Source organism: Fischerella sp. JS2 (assembly GCF_032393985.1).
GTDB lineage: Bacteria > Cyanobacteriota > Cyanobacteriia > Cyanobacteriales > Nostocaceae > Fischerella.
In genome coordinates this window covers 2,967,441-2,987,906 of record NZ_CP135918.1, presented here as the reverse complement: position 1 = coordinate 2,987,906, position 20,466 = coordinate 2,967,441, and the positions used below count along the sequence as shown (strand labels likewise).

The 20,466-nt window shown below is 39.8% G+C and carries 16 protein-coding genes and 1 tRNA gene; 9 read left to right on the top strand and 8 right to left on the bottom strand.

What is annotated here, in order from left to right; translation table 11 throughout:
• The first annotated feature begins 1,051 nt into the window (after positions 1-1,051).
• From RS893_RS12505 to RS893_RS12495, 3 genes are all read left to right on the top strand, one after another.
• On the top strand, positions 1,052-2,407 hold the full coding sequence (locus RS893_RS12505) for an efflux RND transporter periplasmic adaptor subunit (protein WP_315791439.1): 1,356 nt from the start codon (positions 1,052-1,054) through the stop codon (positions 2,405-2,407).
• A 107-nt stretch (positions 2,408-2,514) separates the two neighbouring features.
• Positions 2,515-5,748, top strand: a complete 3,234-nt coding sequence (locus RS893_RS12500; protein ID WP_315791438.1) for an efflux RND transporter permease subunit — start codon at positions 2,515-2,517, stop codon at positions 5,746-5,748.
• A gap of 35 nt (positions 5,749-5,783) precedes the next feature.
• Positions 5,784-6,362, top strand: coding sequence for a Uma2 family endonuclease (locus RS893_RS12495; protein ID WP_315791437.1), 579 nt, complete (start codon positions 5,784-5,786; stop codon positions 6,360-6,362).
• 59 nt (positions 6,363-6,421) lie between these two features.
• On the opposite strand, the gene RS893_RS12490 is transcribed toward RS893_RS12495, so the two are convergent.
• The 6 genes from RS893_RS12490 to RS893_RS12465 form a co-directional block, all read right to left on the bottom strand.
• Positions 6,422-7,180, bottom strand: a complete 759-nt coding sequence (locus tag RS893_RS12490; protein WP_315791436.1) for a LeoA/HP0731 family dynamin-like GTPase — start codon at positions 7,178-7,180, stop codon at positions 6,422-6,424.
• Positions 7,181-7,294: 114 nt separating this feature from the next.
• Complete coding sequence (locus tag RS893_RS12485) at positions 7,295-8,311, bottom strand: GTPase (protein WP_315791435.1); 1,017 nt, start codon at positions 8,309-8,311, stop codon at positions 7,295-7,297.
• A 31-nt stretch (positions 8,312-8,342) separates the two neighbouring features.
• The gene (locus tag RS893_RS12480; RefSeq protein WP_315791434.1) at positions 8,343-8,723 is read right to left on the bottom strand and encodes a hypothetical protein; all 381 of its coding nucleotides are present in this window, start codon (positions 8,721-8,723) and stop codon (positions 8,343-8,345) included.
• Positions 8,724-8,836: 113 nt separating this feature from the next.
• Positions 8,837-9,619, bottom strand: coding sequence for a hypothetical protein (locus tag RS893_RS12475; protein WP_315791433.1), 783 nt, complete (start codon positions 9,617-9,619; stop codon positions 8,837-8,839).
• A 180-nt stretch (positions 9,620-9,799) separates the two neighbouring features.
• Positions 9,800-11,344, bottom strand: a complete 1,545-nt coding sequence (locus RS893_RS12470; protein WP_315791432.1) for a GTPase — start codon at positions 11,342-11,344, stop codon at positions 9,800-9,802.
• A 228-nt stretch (positions 11,345-11,572) separates the two neighbouring features.
• Positions 11,573-12,931 carry a PrsW family glutamic-type intramembrane protease gene (locus tag RS893_RS12465; protein ID WP_315791431.1) on the bottom strand — a complete coding sequence of 453 codons (1,359 nt, stop codon included), beginning with the start codon at positions 12,929-12,931 and terminating at the stop codon, positions 11,573-11,575.
• Positions 12,932-13,453: 522 nt separating this feature from the next.
• Here RS893_RS12465 and RS893_RS12460 point away from each other — a divergent pair.
• Positions 13,454-15,499 (top strand): serine/threonine-protein kinase, encoded by a 2,046-nt coding sequence (locus RS893_RS12460; RefSeq protein WP_315791430.1) that lies wholly within the window; start codon positions 13,454-13,456, stop codon positions 15,497-15,499.
• 142 nt (positions 15,500-15,641) lie between these two features.
• Here the strand turns inward: RS893_RS12460 and RS893_RS12455 are convergent, their stop codons facing one another.
• Both RS893_RS12455 and RS893_RS12450 read right to left on the bottom strand, forming a co-directional pair.
• Complete coding sequence (locus RS893_RS12455; RefSeq protein WP_315791429.1) at positions 15,642-16,709, bottom strand: glycosyltransferase family 4 protein; 1,068 nt, start codon at positions 16,707-16,709, stop codon at positions 15,642-15,644.
• A gap of 339 nt (positions 16,710-17,048) precedes the next feature.
• On the bottom strand, positions 17,049-18,017 hold the full coding sequence (locus RS893_RS12450; RefSeq protein ID WP_315791953.1) for a glycosyltransferase family 2 protein: 969 nt from the start codon (positions 18,015-18,017) through the stop codon (positions 17,049-17,051).
• Positions 18,018-18,302: 285 nt separating this feature from the next.
• Between RS893_RS12450 and rplS the strand changes: the two genes are divergently transcribed.
• The 5 genes from rplS (at position 18,303) to rplK (ending at position 20,373) form a co-directional block, all read left to right on the top strand.
• Positions 18,303-18,665: a 50S ribosomal protein L19 gene (gene rplS, locus RS893_RS12445; protein WP_315791428.1), complete on the top strand. Its 363-nt coding sequence runs from the start codon at positions 18,303-18,305 to the stop codon at positions 18,663-18,665.
• Between the two features lie 147 nt (positions 18,666-18,812).
• A tRNA-Trp gene (locus RS893_RS12440) sits at positions 18,813-18,885 on the top strand.
• 196 nt (positions 18,886-19,081) lie between these two features.
• Positions 19,082-19,306, top strand: coding sequence for a preprotein translocase subunit SecE (gene secE, locus RS893_RS12435; protein WP_026086164.1), 225 nt, complete (start codon positions 19,082-19,084; stop codon positions 19,304-19,306).
• Positions 19,303-19,941 carry a transcription termination/antitermination protein NusG gene (nusG, locus tag RS893_RS12430; protein ID WP_315791427.1) on the top strand — a complete coding sequence of 213 codons (639 nt, stop codon included), beginning with the start codon at positions 19,303-19,305 and terminating at the stop codon, positions 19,939-19,941. The genes secE and nusG overlap by 4 nt, the downstream gene beginning before the upstream one ends.
• 6 nt (positions 19,942-19,947) lie before the next feature.
• Positions 19,948-20,373, top strand: coding sequence for a 50S ribosomal protein L11 (gene rplK, locus RS893_RS12425; protein WP_026736576.1), 426 nt, complete (start codon positions 19,948-19,950; stop codon positions 20,371-20,373).
• Positions 20,374-20,466: the final 93 nt, after the last annotated feature.

Sequence of the window (20,466 nt, the reverse complement as noted above, 5' to 3'; positions counted from 1 at the left end):
ATATGTGTCCTGTTTTTCAAATTATTTACTTTTTTTAATATAAACTAAAAAGACCAAGAGTTATTGATAAAGTTGCTACAACTTTAGAAGAAGTATCTATTTCTAAAAAATATATGAATACTTAAGTAAAAGCAGGGTTAAAGAATGCGCTCGCACAACTTCACGAACATATCAACTAATGAAAATATTATCCTACTCTTGAGGAGAATCATCTTCTATAGTTATATTTAATTCATGTGGATAGTTTTCAATCGCTTCGAGCATTTGTTCAAATTGTGAGTCATCTTTAAAAACTCTAGCCATTTCTAACTAAGGATTTTTCCGCTCAAGAGATGGTAGTTTTATAGGTAAAGAAACTATTTCTGCTCCGGTTAAATGGATTTCTAGCCGTTGCTGAATTTGGCTTAGGGCTGTTATGTCGCTTTGCTCGTTCCAGCCAAACCGAAAAACTCTCACACACAAATCAATTTATTTTTTCACCACAAATTTATAGATACAAACTTTCTCATGGTCAAAACATGACTAAAGTCACGGGTGTATACATGACTTTTTCCTCATGTACTTGCTAGGTGTAGTTTTTAAGATAAAGACAAAAACTACAAGGAGTGATAGCATGTTGGCTTTTTAGAGATTATTTGTGGATAGTTAAAGAATTTTTTGTTACAGCCTAATAAACAATACATGTATTAGCTAAAAACTAACTAGAAATAGGATTATTTTCCCCCCTTTTGAGTCTTATACCTTTAAGTAGAGACAAGTTAAATTACAAATATTTATACTATGTTAATAATTGTATCAACTCAGACCAAGTCTTTCTGATTTTGGACGATTAGCATCTTCTTCGACATGCTTAGTATACTTTTTTTGAAAAGAAAGTAATTTACTATACATAAAATCTAATAAAAGTTATGAAATAAGACTTACACTTTTTTGTTTCTGAATGTCTTTGTTTATTCATCCAGCCTCAGTGATATTCACGTTATTCATTGGGACTATTTATTAACAGACAATCATAATTAGGCAAAAGCTGCCCCAGTAGGAGCCAAATATAATGATTTGTGACGGAGATAAGCTGCGTATATTAGTTAAAAATCCCCCCTTATTGCCGAATTCATCTGTATTCTTACTGGTTGGTTGGCTAGGTATAGGATTGTTGATGGGGGGTTGCGGATCATTTCCCAAAGAATCAGTGGAGGCTCAGCAAGAGCGTCCTAGTGTATCTGGACAAGCAAATAGTGCAATACCTGTAGATGTAGCGATCGCTCGTAAAGATGATTTGCAAAAAAAATTAGAATACACAGGTAATACTACACCGTTGCGCACTGTATCGTTGCGATCGCAAATCCAAGGACAGCTTTTGGCTTTGAATGTAGATGTGGGGGATGTGGTATCAAAAGGTCAAATAGTTGGACAGGTAGATGATGCGCTCCTGCTAACAGCCTTAAATCAAGCCAAAGCAGAACTAGCAGCCCTCAAATCAGAAGTGGCAAGGGCAAATGCTCAAGTTAATAATGCGCGTGTGGAGGTAGAACGGACGCGATTAGAAGTTGCACAAGCCCTTGCCGATGCCGAAAGACAAGATAAACTCCTCAAAGAAGGAGCGATCGCTCAACAAGCAGCCCAACAAGCACGCACTGACGCCAATACGGCGACACAAGCATTCCGCGCTGCACAACAGCAAGTACGTACAGAACAAGAAGCCGTTGCTGCTGCTAAAGGTAGATTAACTGCTCAACAAGCCTTGGTAGCAGAAGCCAAAGAACGCCTTTCCTATGCCAAGTTGATATCCCCGATTGCTGGGGCTGTCTTAGAAAAGGTTACAGAACCCGGAAATCTTTTGCAACCAGGTAATGAAGTTTTAAAAATCGGCGATTTTAGCCGTGTCAAAGTTAGAGTCGAAGTTTCCGAATTAGAACTGGCAAATATTCAGGTGGGACAATCAGTACAAGTACGCTTAGATGCCTTTCCTGATAATACATATGTCGGTACTGTGGCACGTATCTCCCCAGCTGCGGACAATACAGCTCGTTTAGTACCAGTAGAAGTAGTGATTCCCAATAATGGGGCAAAAATCGGCAGTGGACTTTTAGCAAGAGTAAGTTTTATTGAAAAAGAACAAGAACGAGTAGTAGTACCTTTAACTGCAATTCAGACAGGAGGAGGGAATAACCAAAACCGAAATTCCAACTCGAAACCAAAAACGGATCAGGGTAAGGTGTTTATCGTGAAGCGAGAACAAGGCAAAACTACAGTTGCAACTAAACCTGTAAAATTAGGCAAAAGTAATGACGGCAATGTAGAAATTATCTCTGGTTTGCAACCGGGTGAGGAGTATGTAGTACGCAGTGGTAAGCCTCTAAAAGAAGGGGATGTTGTACGTCTTTCGATACTTTCGGAAAAATTGTAGTGGTTAGTAGTTAGTAGTTATTAGTTAATAGTTAGTTTTTAACCACTATCTACTATCCACTAACAGCCACAACCGAAAATACTATTATCTACTCTGAATATAAAAAAATGCAGGCAACCAAAAAAAGTGGGGGATTGAGTGTTAGCGCCCTCGCGATTCGCCAACACATTGGTACACTGATGCTGACTCTTGCAGTCATCATTATGGGCATGTTTTTTATCACTAAACTGCCAGTAGATTTACTGCCATCAATTACTTATCCCCGCATTGGTGTACGGGTGCAAGCCCCTGGAATTTCGCCGGAAGTAGCAATTGATGAAATCACCAGACCACTGGAAGAAGCTTTTGCGGCTACTGAGGGTGTGGTGCAAATTTTTTCTCAAACCCGTGAAGGACAGGTGAATGTGGATCTGTTCTTTCAACCAGGGGGTAATATTGACCAAGCCCTCAACGATGCTACTGCCGCATTTAACAGAGCTAGAAGTGGTTTACCAGACACAATTGAAGAACCGCGCATCTTCAAATTTGACCCCTCCCAATCCCCAATTTACGAATTAGCCTTAACTTCACCCTCATTAGAAGGTGTAGATTTGCGGGTATTTGCCGAAGAAGAACTAGCCCGTGAACTCAGTGTGGTATCTGGTGTCGCGGGGGTAGATGTATCAGGGGGAGTACAAGAAGAAGTCAGAGTAAATATTGATTTAGATCGCTTGCAAGCTATTGGTGTAGGTTTAACAGATGTACTTGACGAACTCACCAACCGTAACCAAGACATTTCTGGTGGTCGAATTTTTGGACAAAATTCCGAACCTCTCACCCGTACCGTCGGACGCTTCCAGAGTGCGGATGAAATCAGCAATCTTTCTTTTGAAGTCTCTTCTTCTGCCCCTAGTTCCTCAACTTCTCCTACTTCCATTCCTAATCGCCGCGTCTACCTACGTGACTTTGCTCAAGTCATTGATGGTACTGAAAACCAACGCCTTTCGGTTTTACTCAACAGACAACCAGCAGTAAAAGTCAGCATTCAAAAGCAACCGGATGCTAATACTATAGACGTTGTGGATGGAGTGAAAAAACGGATCGAAGAATTGCGAAAATCTGGTGTCATTCCAGAGGGAGCAATTCTTACACCTACTTTGGATGAATCACGGTTTATCCGTAATTCTATTTCTAACGTCACAAGTTCTGGTTTAATCGGAGCAGCACTAGCCGCGATCGCAGTTCTGTTATTTCTGGGTTCGGTGCGGCAAACTCTAATTATTGTAGTTGCCATTCCCCTCGCAACCCTAGCTGCGATCATTTTAATGGGATTGTTTGGACTATCCCTCAATATTTTCAGCTTGGGTGGTTTAGCCTTGGGCGTAGGTATCGTAGTAGATAACTCCATCGTCATGTTGGAGAATATTGCCGAAGGTGCAGGCATGACTCCTGGTAAAGATACCAGAACTCGCCTCAGTTCATGGCAACTCATTCAACAGGCAGAACAAAGTAGCCAAGAAGTAGAATCTGCTTTGCTAGCTTCTACTAGCACCAACCTAGTGTCGGTATTACCGTTTTTGCTGATTGGCGGCTTTATTTCGCTGCTATTCAATGAATTAATTCTGACTATTAGCTTTGCTGTTGCTGCTTCTATTTTAATTGCGGTAACTGTAGTGCCGATGCTCGCTTCTCGGATGTTATCGTGGCGTACTTCCAGTGGTTTGAGTAATTTTTGGTTCCTTCGGGAGTTTAATCGCCGTTTTGATGCTGCAATGAGAAATTACGGTGCTTTTTTAAGTAAAATTTTGCGTTTTCGCTTGATTACAGTGGCGATCGCGATCAGCTTATTAGGTGGTGGCAGTTTATGGGTAGCACCACAAATTCCCCAAGAAATTTTACCCCGGATCAACACTGGACAAGCTACTTTATTTGCTCAGTTTCCTCCCGGTACACCTTTAGAAAATAACCAAAAAGTTATGGCTGCGGTTGATGAAATTCTCCGTGGTCAGCCAGAGACAGAATACGTATTTTCCACAATTGGTGGTGGTTTATTTGGTAGTAATACTACCGAAAATCCCCTACGGAGTTCTAGCACCATCACCCTCAAACCAGGTTCTGATGTGGAGGCCTATGTGGAACGAGTTACTCAAGAATTTAATAAACTGAATTTAGTTGGTGTGCGTTTGCGTGTTGCTCCTGGGCAAGTCCGGGGTTTAATTCTTACCAATTCTCCAGTACGAGGAGCAGAAGTTGACATTATCCTGCAAGGAAATGATGCAGACACCTTACAAAAAGCTGGACAGCAATTACTAGCTACTCTAGAAGAAAAAGTTACCCTAGCCAGATTCCGCCCCGATGCTGATGCACGTCAACCAGAACTGCAAATTCGTCCAGATTGGGAAAGGGTTGCAGCCGTAGGATTAACTGCTAGAGAGATCGGTGACACAATTGCGACTGCCATTGAAGGTAGTGTACCAACACAGTTACAACGTGGTAATCGGCTTGTAGATGTGCGGGTGCAGTTAAATGAAGAATCTGTGCGATCGCCCTCCCAACTAGAAAGATTACCTTTATTTGTAGAAAATAATCGCCAAGTCCGTCTTAGCGACGTTGCAGAAATTGTCGATGCTCAAGCCCCTTCAGAAATTCAACGCATTAACCAGCGTCAGGTTTACATTATCGCTGGTAACTTGAGCGAAGGCGCAAATCTCAGTGATGCCCAAGCCCAAGTGAATGAAGTATTGAATAACTTAAAATTGCCTCAAGGTGTGAGTGTCCTACCTAGTGAGACAGCAGAAGCTAATCGGCAATTACAAAATTCTCTATGGTTATTAGGGGGATTAGCCGCCTTTCTAGTCTTCGTAGTTATGGCTGTGCAATACAATTCCCTCATCGACCCCTTGGTAATTATGTTTACAATTCCCTTAGCGTTAGCTGGGGGTATTTTTGGGCTTTACATTACCAAAACTGCGATCGGTGCAACAGTGATAGTTGGTGCAGTCTTGCTAGTAGGCATCGTTGTTAACAACGCCATCATCATGGTGGAACTAGCAAATCAAATTCGGGAACAGCAAGGCATTGACCGTAAAACAGCAATTTTACAAGCTGCTCCCCAACGTCTACGCCCAGTATTAATGACTACAATTACTACAGTTTTAGGCATGTTCCCTTTAGCATTGGGAATTGGCGAAGGTTCAGAATTTTTACAACCTTTAGGTATTGTGGTGTTTGCAGGATTGTCTTTGGCAACACTATTAACGTTGTTTATTATTCCTTGTTTCTATACCTTACTGCATGAGGTTTTGAACTGGAAATGGATAAACTCTGTAATCATGCGATTGAGAACGTTGAGGAAACTCTAAACTAAAATTAGCTGTGTTGCTCAAACCAAAGTATTATGACTGCTATTACATTTAACCTCAACAACATCATCAAATTAACCGACGGCCAGTTTTATCAATTGTGTCGGGATAATCCTGATGTTAAATTTGAGCGTAATGCTTTGGGAGAAATCATTATAATGTCACCTACCGGGGGAGAAACTGGGAGACACAATGCTAGATTGACTGCTCAATTTGTTTTTTGGAACGAAAAAACTAAATTGGGTGAAGTATTTGATTCTTCAACTTGTTTTAAATTGCCCAACGGTGCAGATCGCTCCCCCGATGTTGCTTGGATAAAAAAAGATAGATGGGATGCACTGACATCAGAACAAAAGGAAAAATTTCCTCCCATTGCCCCTGATTTTGTTTTAGAGTTATTGTCCCCCACTGATAGCTTGCAAGAAACACAAAAGAAAATGCAAGAATATATCGATGCAGGGGTAAAACTTGGTTGGTTAATTGATAGAAAAACTGGCCGCGTCGAAATTTATCGACCAGGAAAAGCAACAGAAATATTACAGCTTCCTGCTAGTTTATCAGGAGAAGATATTTTGCCTGGATTTGTTCTAGATTTGAAAACAGTGTGGGAATAGTTTCAGTTATACAAATTTGCAAAAATTAAAAGTGGCTAGTAATTAACGACAGATACTCTTCAAATCACTGAATTGTCTGTCGCTTTGCTGATGTCATTAAGAATCAACTGCAAGTCTTGACGAATTTTAAGCAGTTGTCTTACACCAGTGTTAGAAGCAGCGATCGCACTTTCTTCCTGTTGACGTGCGGCTACAATTTGCTTGTCAATCTCGCTGTAAACTTGTAGTTCTACTTCTGTGAGTAGTTTTTCTATTTGATTTTCAAGATTTTTTGCAATGGCAATAAACTGACTTGTAATCTCTTGACGAGCTTCAGCCATTTTATCTTGTCTTTCTGCTTCTTTTTGCATGGAATGGGCATCTAAACCAGCACCAACTACTGACAGTACAGGACCAATAAACATAGTAAAATTAGCAAGATCTTTAGCAATACCAACGGCTTGCCAAGGCTTGAAATCCACACCAATAAATTTTCCTACACCATAAACTACATGATGGAGATTACTACCTGCTACATTCGTGGCATTTAAAAAACCTTGACCACTAGAAGCAACCCTACCAGCAGTAAATTTATCCCAAGGAACTCCTAACACATCACCAATTTTTTGTAGCGCCTCGACTTGACTTTGTAGCCGCTCAACATTCATATCATTATCAACATTTTTAGCAGATACTTTTTGAGTATTTTCCAAGCAAGCAATAAATGTTTGTACAAGGTTACTCTGCAACACTTTTTCTACTTCTTGACTAATATCCTCAACTGCTACTTCTACCAACTTTTTTAATTTTTCTGTGGCATTATCATAATGCTTTTGCACATTTAATATCAAGTTCGCATGATTACTTATAATTCCCGTTTAACCTCACCCCGCCTTCGGCACCCCTCTCCTTACTAAGGAGAGGGGTGCCGAAGGCGGGGTGAGGTTTTATTATTAAGTGATTAACCGAACTCGATATAACTCAGTTTTTTTATTCAGTTTTTCAAAATCTTCCTTAGTTATTGTTCCCACGGAATATGCTAGCTTAATTCCCTCTTTAGCAATTGCAGAGGAGATTTCTAAGGCTAGACTATGAAATTTTGTTCGCAAGCGTTCTCTTTCCTTATGCACTGTTCGAGATAATCGTGTCAGTACTTCCAAAAAAGTGGCATCTTGATTAGAATTGCGTGTAAAGCTTAATTGGGCTTCATCTACAGAAGCTAAAACAATTCGTACTGGTGTATCAAAACGAGCAAGTGCGGCGCGGCGTTCGACAAAATTATTTAAAGCATCAATAAAAGTTTGGAAACGACTGATTTCGATGAGAAAATCATCATCTTGATCTACACCTTCACAATAATCTTTTGCATCGATAAAACAGACAGGAAATTCATTGAGACTGTAGGGCTTAAGTGCCTCTGCTAAAGTTTTACGATAATTAGCAATTTTTTGCGCTTCCTCTCCTGCTTCATCAGACATTTTATTGATGAGCAGCATCATTTTCCAGCGATAACCTTTTTCATAAGCTAGCTTCTTGAAATTTTCTACTGTGATTGAATCAAAAAGCATATAAGTGAGGCTGAAAACTAATAAGTCGGCTTTATTAATTGCCTCATAGGTGATTTCATCGTGGTCTTTACGGTCTGTAAATAGTCCTGGCGTATCTATTAATTTGATACTATTCCAGTCATAGGTAGCAGTTACATCAGTTGCAATATCAGAATCTATTTTAATATCTCGTCTTCCTGTAAGTGCAGAAATAGTTGTAGATTTACCCGCGTTATATTGTCCGACAAAAGCTACCATAATAATCCCATCTTTACGATATTCTTTGACTTCATCACGTAGTTGATGACGAATAGCTACAAATTCAGGATGATTGGCTTGAGCTAAAATTTTATCAAAATCAACACAGGCGTTTTTGAATTTAGTAACGATTTCAGCAGCATTAAATACTTGTTGTTGAATCATTTTTGGCTACTCCTAACTTATTTAATTACCTTTAATGTGTTTTATTTTCATTAACTAATTTAACTGCACATCCTATCCATCTACGTGTTTTAGTTAGGTCAGCTTTTTCCGTTGAACATAAATATTGTGTTTGAGACTCTTGCGAATTGCTATTATTTTTATTGTTTTGTCTCAGTTTATAAATTAATTTTTCTCCTTTGATTGCAAAATTTATACGTTCAGCATTTTTTGAGAATCTAACTCTTTTTGTTTTTTCAATTCTTCTGGCAACATCAAATATGTTATTCTCTCGTAAATATCGCAAATAAATACTATTGGTAAAAAGATGATAAGTATTATTAGCAACATTGTTCCAAATAGACCGAGCCTGGATAATGACATTAACAATAGAGTCAAAATCCTTTCTTGCCAAGAACAACCCCAGCGTCCACAAAATTCAGCGAAAAATACGACTTGCATTTTTAATCCTGTTGAAAAATTTTTAGTATTTACTAAAGTATCGAAAGCTTGTACACCTGTAGATGTTCATCGAGATATTTCTGGTGAAATAATATAAATGTCTTCTTGTAAAACTCTGTTAACTATTTCTTGAGATTTTACAAAAGTCAATTTATATTTTGTTTGAATTTTTATACTTCGTCCAAAATTACGTTGTACTTTACCAATGGTTTTGATAATCCCTTCATCTGTTAATTGTTCGTATTTTTCAAAACACCAATCGATAACGCGCTTGGCATAAGCACGGTTAAGATAATTAGCAGATTCATCTAATTGACTTTTAGCTTTGGCGAGATGCTTACTTATTTTTTCTATTCCCTGAATCAATTCATCAAAGTAATTATTAATATTAACGGCTACAGCATCACAATACTTGCTAAATTCTTCTGCGGCTTTGCTGAGAGTTTTCCGTTGATACTCTTCTAATTGATTGTTTAAAGATTGGCTAATCTTTTCTACCGCTTCACGTTGTTTCTCTTTCTGAGACTTAAAAAAGTTTGTAATTACACTAAAAACAGCACCAATCGCCACAACAAAAATAGCAAGTGGAGGTGCAGCAAAAGCGAAGCTTAGTGCAAGTCCCACCATAGCGCCACCAATACGTAACATATCTTTAAAGTTAATACTACTTTGCTTATTAAAATTGAAATTTTCACCTCCTAACTTAGCCATCAATTGTAATTCACTACCAATTTCTTCTAGTAATTCTTCAATTTCGTGATTGAATTTTTTTCCGCTTTCTTCAAAAGTATTATTTAATCTATCTTGAAATTTTAATATTCTTAGCCTATTTTCCCATCTAAATTTCAACTGATTTTCATCAGCATCCCAATTTTCTTCTGCAAAAGGTTAAATTGTATCGAATGCGTCTTTAAAAACTGTGTTAATTTGCTGTATTAAATATTCGTGATTATCCCTAGATGCTTTTGTGATTTCCTCTTGAAACTTATCACGCATATTTTTCAAGTGGTTAGTCAAGTTTTGATAAGCTTATACCTGCTCAGTCACCCATTTGTTAGGCTCTTCAATTGCACCAACTGTAGAACCAAGTAAGGTTTGAGAACGTCTAATTACTCCATGCTCAACTAAAGACACCCGAATAGCATCAAGAAAATTCTGTATACGGCTTGCTTTAAATAGTTTGTCTTTATATTTTTGATGCTCTGATTCCCGTGACATTTGTGCAGCCAAAAGCATTACAGGAATAATATCAAAGTAGTCGTTAGCGTAATGCTGTTTGGCGTAGCGACGGATGCGTTCAATATGTCCACCTAAACCGCTTTTACTATCCATTACAAACAATTTATCTGAGTCTTTTAAGAAATGTTCTAACCTTCGAGTGTCTCGAAGATTATTTTTAACGTTAAGTAATATAATTAATGGTTTTGATTTTTCTTTTAACAACTGTAAAAATTTAAATTCTGTTTCTTGAATGCTGTCATTTGTGACTACATAACAAATAACATCAGATTCTTCGATAATGCTTTCGGCAATTTCTTCATCACTTTTACCACCAGGTGCACCAATCCCAGGAGTATCAATAATCCGAATATTTTTCCACTCATAAACTCGATTAAAACGAGTAGTACGCTGTTTACCTACACCAATAGCATCCCAGCCACCACCTGTAATAATCGCATGGAGAGTGCTTTTGCCTGCCTTAGTTTTACCTATGAAGGCGATACTGAAATGCTTTAAAGCACGTTGTTTTGCACGCAGCAATTCACGTACCCCTTCAAGCTCTTTGAGAGTTTTAGCGGAGAGAGCATTTCTCGTACTTTCAAGCTGTTCTGCTACTTTTTTAGCTTGATTAGCTTGTCCTTTATTGCTTGTTTTTTGCTGTATTGCCTCAGTAGCTTTTTCAAGATTTTTAGCTAAACTCGCAAGAGCAGAATAAGCACTTTTGAGTGAATTTTCTGCATAATTGTAATCTTCAGTTGCTATGACTGTACATCGCTGGATTGCATCGTCATACTCAGGTCCCGCTAGTAATATTTCCTTCCGCAATTGCTCAATTCTACGTCCAAGATTTTCAGGAGCAACTTTTGCTAAATTATCTACTAATGCGCGAGATAAAACCGAATCTACCCCCTTTAAAAGACGCGCACCCACAGATAATTCTGATTCGTCTCTATTGTCAGTAGTGCGTTTAACTCTGTCTAATTTTTCGGTTTGTTCCAGCAACCTTTCGATTTCTGAATTCGACCAGTTCCAAATTTTTGCAATATGGTCTGCCATCTCCCGTTCTAATGGTGAAAAATAACCGTCAATATAGGCAATAGCTATTATCTGTCGCATTGCCTCACTTTGCTCACTCTGTTGGATTTGACGTGCTACATTCTCAACAGATACAAAGTTTTCATCTTGACTCAATATTTTCTCCATCTCTTCGATGGTATGTGTTCCCATGTTCGTATTTTGTGCTAACTCTCGCAGCACCTTTGCTTCTTCGCTGTGAATCTGCTCATCAGCACACACCATATGTGTGAGGAGTAAAAATTGGTAGTTTATTTGCTTAGAGGTTAGTGGCGACATCTTGAACCCTGAGTGTCAATCCTAGAATAAGGGTAAGCAATAATGATAATCGCCAACGTCAGAAAAATTACGGGAAATTATGAGACTTCCTACTTACCTGCTCACCAACCTCTACGAGAGCATCCCAAATTTTTCAAAACACAAAGCGAAGTAGCTCTTATTAACACTTTGCGTTCCTTTGCGAAAACCTCTGCGTGACTCTGCGTTTAAAAATCAACTTTCGGGTCATTACTTAAAAAAGCGAGTGGCGAAATTCTGCTCACGCGTCGGCGACAAAGCACGTGCTTTGATAATTGCTGTTACCAACAAAGCATAAGATATTCCCCCAACTACTACCAACAACCCTAAAACGAAAACTCCCAACGATCCCGCTAAACCCGCGCTGCTGTTCCACAAACCATGCAGCCCAGCAGCACTTAAGTATCCTATGGGCAGAATTCGCGAAGCTAGACGTGGCTTGAGGATACCCAAACCAATACAATATCCAAACCAGCCACTCCAAGCCATATGTCCTGCAACTTCGCCTAGTATTCGTGGAATCAGTAATTGCAACCCTGCTCCCAAAGCCGCTTCTGTTCCCATCTCTTGGGCCACTTCTGCAATTCTACCAGGCACATATTGACCCAAGGTTTCAAACAAAGTAAAGCCAACTGCGGAAGCTGCCCCCAGCAAAATTCCATCCAAGGGTTCCCAAACACCGATACGCTCCCGTTTAGGGGATACTAGCGATTTGCCAATTAAATAAAATACGATGATGGGTAAGGCTTTGACTAATTCTTCTAGTAACCCAGCGCCTATAAAGAAGCGAAGAAATAATTCGGGAAAACTGAGGCTACTGGGATCTTCAGGTATGCTTCCTTGTAGAATGCCGCGAAACACAATGATGAAAAGATCAAGTATGGGGCTAGCCAAAACTACCATTGTGGTGATGATTGAAGCAATTAACACCCACCAGGGTTTAGGTTTGCCACATAACTGGTAGATAAAATATAAGGTTGCCCCAGCCAAGTATGCCCCTAGTAATATTTGATATAAATAACCTTGGACAAAAAACAGTAGTACCACGAAGATAACGGTAATGATGCCTGGTACTAAGTAGGCTTTGCGAGTTAAATCTTTGGGTGTTGACAAAAGCGGTATTAGTTGCGACAGGCTAGTATCATCATTGGTACTAGGTGAAGGCGCTGAATAGTTAAAGGCTGCATTATTTGTTACAGGTGCTGGCTGTGGTATACTAATAGGCTGAGGATTGTACTGATACTGATATTCGAAAAAGAATTCTGGACCATTATTACCAAGAGTAATGCGATCGCCATTTTGCAATTCCTGACATCCCTGCAAAATCTGTCCGTTTAAATAAGTTCCATTAGCACTATTGAGATCGCAAACTAGAAAGCTAGTTCTACCATCTGGTGTTTGAGATGGACGAATGACCGCATGACGCCGCGAAACCATATTGTAGACATTGGAATCTAAGACAATTTGACAACTACTGGGGTCACGTCCCAGTACCATCTCACCAGTGGTTAGCAGCGAGTAGGAATACTCTTGACTACCAGCAACCATACGTAAAAATGCATTACTCATTAGGCTACTCCCCTACCCAGCCAATAGTAATTATCAATACACATAAAATATTAATTCTTTACACAAAAGGCGCAAAAAATATAGTAAGTTTTTAAACATTAAGATAATTATAAAAGTATATCAAACAGTTTCAAAGCTGATTTGATACAGCTAAAATCATTGATTATTTGTCATCAAAAAATAACTAATCATTGTTTACTATTAAACCAGCAAAAAAAACAACAATGAAAAGGTAAAGAAATTCATAAATTTTTTGTGAACTAAGTTGACTCAGGTATCTACCTTGTGAATTCACTCAATCTAAAGATTATTTCCTGATAGTGATTTTCCGTAATCTCAGCTGCATGGATTGTTTTAATTACTAGATCACTAGCACCACCAGCCAACACACAGGAGGCAAAAGGTAAAAATCGTCACATAAGATTTTTGTCCATATCTTAAAATTCTAAATTATTTCCGCCGTATTGCACTAGATACTTCCTATATCAAGTAATTAAGATAACATAGAGGTTGTGTATTATAATGTTACAAACTATTATCAACAATCGTTACAAGATTGTGAAAGTTTTAGGAGAAGGTGGTTTCGGCAAAACTTTTCTAACAGAAGATACACATTTGCCTTCCGGTCGTCGTTGTGTCATTAAGCAGCTGAAGCCTGTTACAGAGAATCCGCAGATATATAAAATGGTACAAGACAGGTTCCAGCGAGAAGCTGCCATTTTGGAGGATTTGGGAAACAGCAACAACCGGATTCCCAATTTGTATGCGTATTTTGCTGAACAAGGTCAGTTTTATTTAGTTCAAGAATATGTAGAAGGTAAAACTCTCACTGAAAAAGTACACACTGAAGGAGTAATGAGTGAGAGTGCTGTGCGGGAAATACTCAAGAGTTTGTTGTACGTTCTCAACTTCGTACACAGCAGACACATCATCCATCGGGATATTAAACCAGACAATATAATTCTGCGAGATGCAGATAATATACCGGTGCTGATTGACTTTGGGGCAGTACGGGAATCGATGGGTACAATCGTTAACTCTCAAGGCAACCCCACTAGTTCGATTGTCATCGGCACACCAGGATTTATGCCTCCAGAACAAGCAGCTGGTAGGCCTGTTTACAGCAGTGATCTCTACAGCTTAGCGATCACAATGATTTATTTGTTGACTGGGAGAATGCCACAGGAGTTGCAAACAGATCCCAGAACTGGAGAGATCATGTGGCATCAGTATGCCATGAATGTCAGTCCTAGTTTACGGATGGTACTAGATAAAGCGATCGCATATCATCCAGGCGATCGCTATCCTACCGCCAAAGACATGATTGATGCTTTACAGTCTCCTGCGGTTAATAATTACGTTGCACCCACAGAACCTTCTCCCCAATACAATACACCTGCATCACTAAACCCTGGAGGATATTCCCCACCACCCACAGTTATCAACTCAGGTGGACAACCCCCCCAGCACATCCAACCTGTTGTTACTCCCCTGGGTTCTAACCCAAACTGGTCGGGCGGAAGTTACAATCCTCAACAATACGTCTCACCTGCTGCAACCACGAATTCTGACTGGCTAGGTGGAGGTGGCACATTTAATACCAATGTTCCCGTACCTCCGGAAATTCAAGGTTGGAACTGGGGAGCATTTTTGATGTCTCCATTGTGGAGTATCACCAATCAAGTCTGGATTGGACTGTTATCTTGGGTTCCTTACGTGGGTATACCGATGCCTTTTGTCTTGGGTGCAAAAGGTAACACATGGGCTTGGAGAAGTCGGCAGTGGCGTAGTATTGAAGACTTTAAAGCCCACCAAAGAGCTTGGACAAAAGCAGCAATCATTCTTTATTCTTGCCTTGGGGCTTTAGGGGTCTTAATTGTAGCATTGGCTTTTATCGGTGCTAGTATTTCCGAACAAGATAACTCTAACTCTGACACACCAGTAGCAACTCCGACTCAGGTCAGTCCTACTCCTAGTGAACCTTCTACCTCAAGTTCTTCCAATTCTTCAAGTTCTTCAAGTTCTTCCAATTCTTCAAGTTCTTCGACTTCAACCTCCGGAACCACAACTGGTAACTTCCGACCAGTCGTAATACGCAACCTACAAACCTATTCCTACGACACTGGTTTGTTCTCTATCGATGTTCCCCAAGGCTGGAATCTCAGGGATAACAGTAATGCCAACGAAGTAATTATCTATTGGCTTGATCCAACTGAGAATGGTCTGATTCAAGTCAATGTTTTCAACACTGAAAACACTCCCACTCAAGAAGAATTAACCAATATTTTGAAGCGGTTTATTAACAAATTTGAGTCAGAACCAGACTTTAGAATGGATCAGCCTGTCAGACAAAATGACGGCAGTGTGAGGATTACTTGGAGTTATACAGCTAAAAGCGGAAATGCCTCCGGATCACTCACAGCTAATAGTTTTATCAAATCCCAAGGTGACAAAATTTCCATTGACTCCTATATTGTACCTAGTGAGCAATATAAAGAACTATTACCAACAGTTAACCAAGTTATAGCCAGTTACAAACTTAATGCATCAGCTACTTTGAAAAAATAATTGTTAGTAGTTAGTGGTTAGTGGTTAGTGGTTAGTTGTTTACCACTTCTCACACCCCACCCTTACCTTAAGCCGCGCAAAGCGCGTCTACACACCCCTCACACCCCTCACACCCCTCATCTCCCCATCTCCCCAATATCCACTAACCACTAACTAACCCTTGATACACTGCTAGTGTTTCTTGATGAACACGGTAAACGTTTAACCGTTCTAGATTTTGAATTGCCTTTACCTTCCACTGGTGGAGTGTTTCTGGGTTACTCAGCAGTTTAACTAAAGCTGCTGCTAAAGTATTTGGGTCTTTTGCTGGTACTAAAATACCAGCTTTTCCATAATCCAATGCTTCGGGAATGCCATCTACTTCTGTAGCTACAATTGCACAACTAGCTTCGCGGGCTTCGGAAATTACTAAGGGGCAAGGATCACGGTGAGAAGCGAGGACAAATATATCACAAGCTAGTAGATAACATTGGGGTTCTGGTTGAAAGCCTTCAAAGTGGATGCGTGAACTGACAGATGTTTTGCTTGCTTGTTCCTCAAACTCATGGCGATCAGGTCCGTTTCCGACTATGTATAAATGTGCTTGGGGAAAATCTGAGGCTACTTGCTCAAAAGCTGCAATTAACTCGGCTATACCTTTACGATAATACATCCCTGCCACAGTCGCGATCGCTGGATGTTGTAAAGGTAAAGGTTTATACTCTTGGAGGGGTCGGCTGCGGGGGCTTCCTAAAGTACCATTACATACTACCCACAGTTTTTCTTGAGAAATACCACGCTGTGCCATAGCCTCAGCAACTGCTTTACTAACAGCAATTACTCGGTCAGCTAGCCCCATAAATATACTGCTGCGTTGAAATTCATTGTGTACAGTCGAAACTAAGCTATATCTACTTTTACCTTTGTTTCTCAAAAAAGCTGCTAATATTACTCCTGTCATCATATGGGCATGAACAATATCTGGCTGAAATTCTTTGACGATTGCCCGATATCTAATAGCGGCTTTGATGAGATTGACTGGTTTGCGTGTTTGATCTAATTGATAGTGCTTAACACCATAATTTGCTAATAAATTTTCGTAACTTCCACCACTAGATATTACTGCCACCTCATGGCCATCTTTTGCTTGCAGACAAGCTAAATCGACAGCTACATTGACAATACCGTTACCAATTTCTTGAACCTCATTTAAAATATGTATAATTCGCATAATTAATAATCAATATCTTGATATAAGTAGATATGTTGAAATACAGCTAATAGGATTTTGGATTTTAGATTGAGCTACTGATCTAGGTATATAGGATTTATATTTGATTTTTGCGAAAAGCTCAATACATTTTCTGTTAAGAGTTCCCGGTCTTCACGAGTAAGCTCATAAATAAAACCGGATGTCTATAGGTTCTGTAAATCTATCTGCCACACTCATTTCTCAAATTGGTATTATTTTTTAACTTCCACTATGAATTATTAAATATTATTCATTCAAAGCAAATCATTAACTACTATACAGACCTTACGCAAAAATATTTACAGCATTGCCAAACAATCATAACTCAATCAGTACAACTTTACGAACATGATTATTTTGATACTGAAAACGACGTGCTATTACAGCATTTAACAAAAGTTGCCAAGCTTTCCAAGAAAAGAAAGAAGGAAAGATTATATTAATGATATTATGAATTTTTTGTTGCTTAAGAGCTACTATAAACCAATGTAATTTCAAATAATCTTTAATATCCTTAAAATTAGGGATATGAGAATAATGCATTTCATCTACTAAAGCATAGATCTTTTCTTTGATTAAAATATTTGCATTCAAGCGCCGAGATGGAGAAAACTTGTGGTTATAAGCACCGGGCCATATGGTGCGGTAAGCAAGACATTGATTGAGAAAAATCGCATCTCCAAATTTGGCAATGTGAATCCAAGAATCAATATCATCACAATTAGCATCAAATGTAGAATCCCAACCCCCTGTTTGCAAAAAAGCATCTCGACGGCAAGCTACTTGTACAGGTGTACCAAAAGGCAGAAGTTCCAGCAACATGCCGTAATGAATATCAGCTTGCGGGACATAAAAAGCTAAACCAGGTCCTACTTGAGGAGTGCGATCGCACTCAACTTCATTTTCATCCACTTGAGCGGCAATACAGGAACAAATCACTGCTTGAGGTTGGAGTGCGATCGCCCTTGCCATTTCTTCTAGACAATTGACAGCTAAGTAGTCGTCATCATCCAAAAACTTAATCCATTCACCGCTAGCTTTAGCAATACCAGCATTGACAGTTGCCGAATGACCAGAGTTTACTTCATTGCGATGGTATACAAGTCGTGAGTCTTCACTAAGTGACAGCTTTTTCATTAAGCCATTTACATACTCTTGCGTACCATCAGAAGAACAATCATCAGCTACCACTACTTCAGTAGCAATCGTCTGGTTTAAAGCAGAATTTATTGCTCTTTTGAGCAAGTTTAAGCGGTTGTAGGTCGTGATGACCACACTAAATTTCATAACACTCACACCTGTGGCAAAGCCATCTTCAAATACATCTTCTATTTGACGACACAACTCCCGGAAACGTCATCCGCTACCAGAATTTTAGATTTTGAATTTTAGACTTTAGATTGATGAGGCATGGGTAGCTTTCATAGCGTCGCCAAATTGAGTGCTATTGAGTGCTATATACTATTGCCTGTTGCCTATTCCCATTGCCTGCCCGAAGGGCTTGGTGAAAATTTACTAGACTCAAAAGCAATAGTGGATTTATTATGGATGATTGTGAGTTTTTGATTGACTATGAACGCTCAAGAGATTATCCGCTCAATTGAAGCGGAACAGCTAAAATCTAATGTGCCCGATATATATGTCGGTGACACCGTTAAAGTCGGAGTCAAAATTAAAGAAGGAGACAAATACCGCGTACAGCCCTACGAAGGAGTTGTCATCGCTAAACGCAACGGCGGCATTAATGAAACCATTACAGTCCGGCGTGTGTTCCAAGGTGTTGGCGTTGAGCGGGTTTTTCTGATTCACTCTCCTCGTATTGACAGCATTAAAGTCATACGTCGCGGTAAGGTGCGGCGTGCGAAGCTTTACTACCTACGCAATCGTGTTGGCAAAGCTACTCGGATTAAACAACGCTTTGACCGCCCTTTGTGATCTATCAGTTAAGATATGGGAGAAAACTCAATCATCAAGCGGCATCAGCCGCTGATTTGTCCCCCGACTAAAAAAGTTAACCAAAAATGCCAAATTGCGTTAAACTAGTAAAGGTAAAACGCGATAGCTGAATCAAAGGCAGCATATGCGCTCTTAGTTCAGTTGGTAGAACGCAGGTCTCCAAAACCTGATGTCGGGGGTTCAAGTCCTCCAGGGCGCGCTGTAACTGAGAACAAAAAAAACCAAGGCAAATGCGATCGCTATTATGGTAGCTTTGCTAGTATTTGATTTTGGGTATAATTGAATCTATACTTGTAGCCTCTAGCCTCAAGCAAATTTGGTTTGAGCCAGAGCTACAGTTATCAATAGAAAATTATCCAGTTAATAGCTATCAGGCAATGGGGGAGCAAGCGACCGTGGCCAAGAAAAATGAAGCAGAAATGGAAGAAACCAGCAATGGTTTTAGCTTGGGGAACTTCTTTCAAGGAATTAAAGAAGAATTTGAAAAAGTAGTTTGGCCCAGTCGAAAGCAGTTGGTGAGTGAATCAGCAGCTGTGTTATTAATGGTGTCACTCTCTGCATCTTTAATTTTTTTGGTCGATAAATTCTTTACTTGGGCAGCACAACAGGTGTTCGGATGACTTCTGCAACAGACGAAGGTCACAATTTGGCTTTACAGTCAGATGATAGCTCAGAACCTGCGGCAAGAGAGCAAGAAGCCCGCTGGTATGCAGTACAAGTAGCCTCTGGCTGTGAAAAGCGTGTTAAAACAAACCTAGAACAGCGCATCCAAACCTTTGATGTAGCTGACAAAATTCTCCGGGTGGAGATTCCGCACACGCCAGCAGTGAAAATCCGTAAGGATGGCAGCCGTCAGCACACCGAGGAAAAAGTATTTCCTGGTTATGTGCTGGTAAGAATGATTATGGATGATGACACTTGGCAAGTGGTGCGAAATACCTCCCATGTAATTAATTTTGTGGGAGCAGAACAAAGACGTGGGAGTGGCAAAGGTCGCGGTCACGTTAAACCGATGCCATTGAGTCATACAGAAGTAGAAAGAATCTTCAAACAGACCACAGAACAAGAGCCAATTGTCAAAATTGATATGGCTACTGGTGATAAGATAGTCGTGCTTACTGGTCCGTTTAAAGATTTTGAAGGTGAGGTCATAGAGGTTAGCCCAGAACGGAGTAAACTCAAAGCCTTGCTGTCGATATTTGGACGAGATACACCAGTAGAATTGGAATTTAATCAGGTTCAAAAACAGAGCTAATCACAAATGGCGAAAAAAGTAGTAGCGGTCATTAAATTGGCCCTGAATGCTGGGAAAGCCAACCCAGCACCGCCAGTTGGGCCCGCCTTGGGTCAGCATGGTGTTAATATTATGATGTTCTGCAAAGAGTACAACGCCAAAACAGCAGACCAAGCTGGGACGGTAATACCAGTAGAAATTTCGGTATATGAAGACCGGAGTTTCACTTTTGTACTTAAGACTCCACCCGCATCGGTGTTGATTACCAAAGCAGCAAAAATCGATAAAGGCTCTAGCGAACCCAACAAAAAGAAAGTAGGTTCAATTACACAAGAGCAACTGCGGCAGATAGCCCAAACCAAAATGCCTGACCTTAACGCCAATGATATTGAAGCAGCGATGAAGATTATTGCAGGCACTGCCAAGAACATGGGCGTAACAGTGACTGATTAGTCATTGGTCAACAGTCAAAATGCAACAGATTTAAGACAAAATCCAAAATTGTTTTGGGGGAGAGAAATTATCTCGCTAAGGACCCCAGGAGAG

What these genes read in the sequence shown, in the direction of transcription:
- rplS (WP_315791428.1), top strand. Translation starts at nt 18,303, where the DNA reads ATGAACGCTCAAGAGATTATCCGCTCAATTGAAGCGGAACAGCTAAAA.
- RS893_RS12460 (WP_315791430.1), top strand. Translation starts at nt 13,454, where the DNA reads ATGTTACAAACTATTATCAACAATCGTTACAAGATTGTGAAAGTTTTA.
- RS893_RS12485 (WP_315791435.1), bottom strand. Translation starts at nt 8,311, where the DNA reads ATGATTCAACAACAAGTATTTAATGCTGCTGAAATCGTTACTAAATTC.
- RS893_RS12450 (WP_315791953.1), bottom strand. Translation starts at nt 18,017, where the DNA reads ATGAAATTTAGTGTGGTCATCACGACCTACAACCGCTTAAACTTGCTC.
- RS893_RS12470 (WP_315791432.1), bottom strand. Translation starts at nt 11,344, where the DNA reads ATGTCGCCACTAACCTCTAAGCAAATAAACTACCAATTTTTACTCCTC.
- RS893_RS12495 (WP_315791437.1), top strand. Translation starts at nt 5,784, where the DNA reads ATGACTGCTATTACATTTAACCTCAACAACATCATCAAATTAACCGAC.
- rplK (WP_026736576.1), top strand. Translation starts at nt 19,948, where the DNA reads ATGGCGAAAAAAGTAGTAGCGGTCATTAAATTGGCCCTGAATGCTGGG.
- RS893_RS12465 (WP_315791431.1), bottom strand. Translation starts at nt 12,931, where the DNA reads ATGAGTAATGCATTTTTACGTATGGTTGCTGGTAGTCAAGAGTATTCC.
- RS893_RS12505 (WP_315791439.1), top strand. Translation starts at nt 1,052, where the DNA reads ATGATTTGTGACGGAGATAAGCTGCGTATATTAGTTAAAAATCCCCCC.
- nusG (WP_315791427.1), top strand. Translation starts at nt 19,303, where the DNA reads ATGACTTCTGCAACAGACGAAGGTCACAATTTGGCTTTACAGTCAGAT.
- RS893_RS12455 (WP_315791429.1), bottom strand. Translation starts at nt 16,709, where the DNA reads ATGCGAATTATACATATTTTAAATGAGGTTCAAGAAATTGGTAACGGT.
- RS893_RS12500 (WP_315791438.1), top strand. Translation starts at nt 2,515, where the DNA reads ATGCAGGCAACCAAAAAAAGTGGGGGATTGAGTGTTAGCGCCCTCGCG.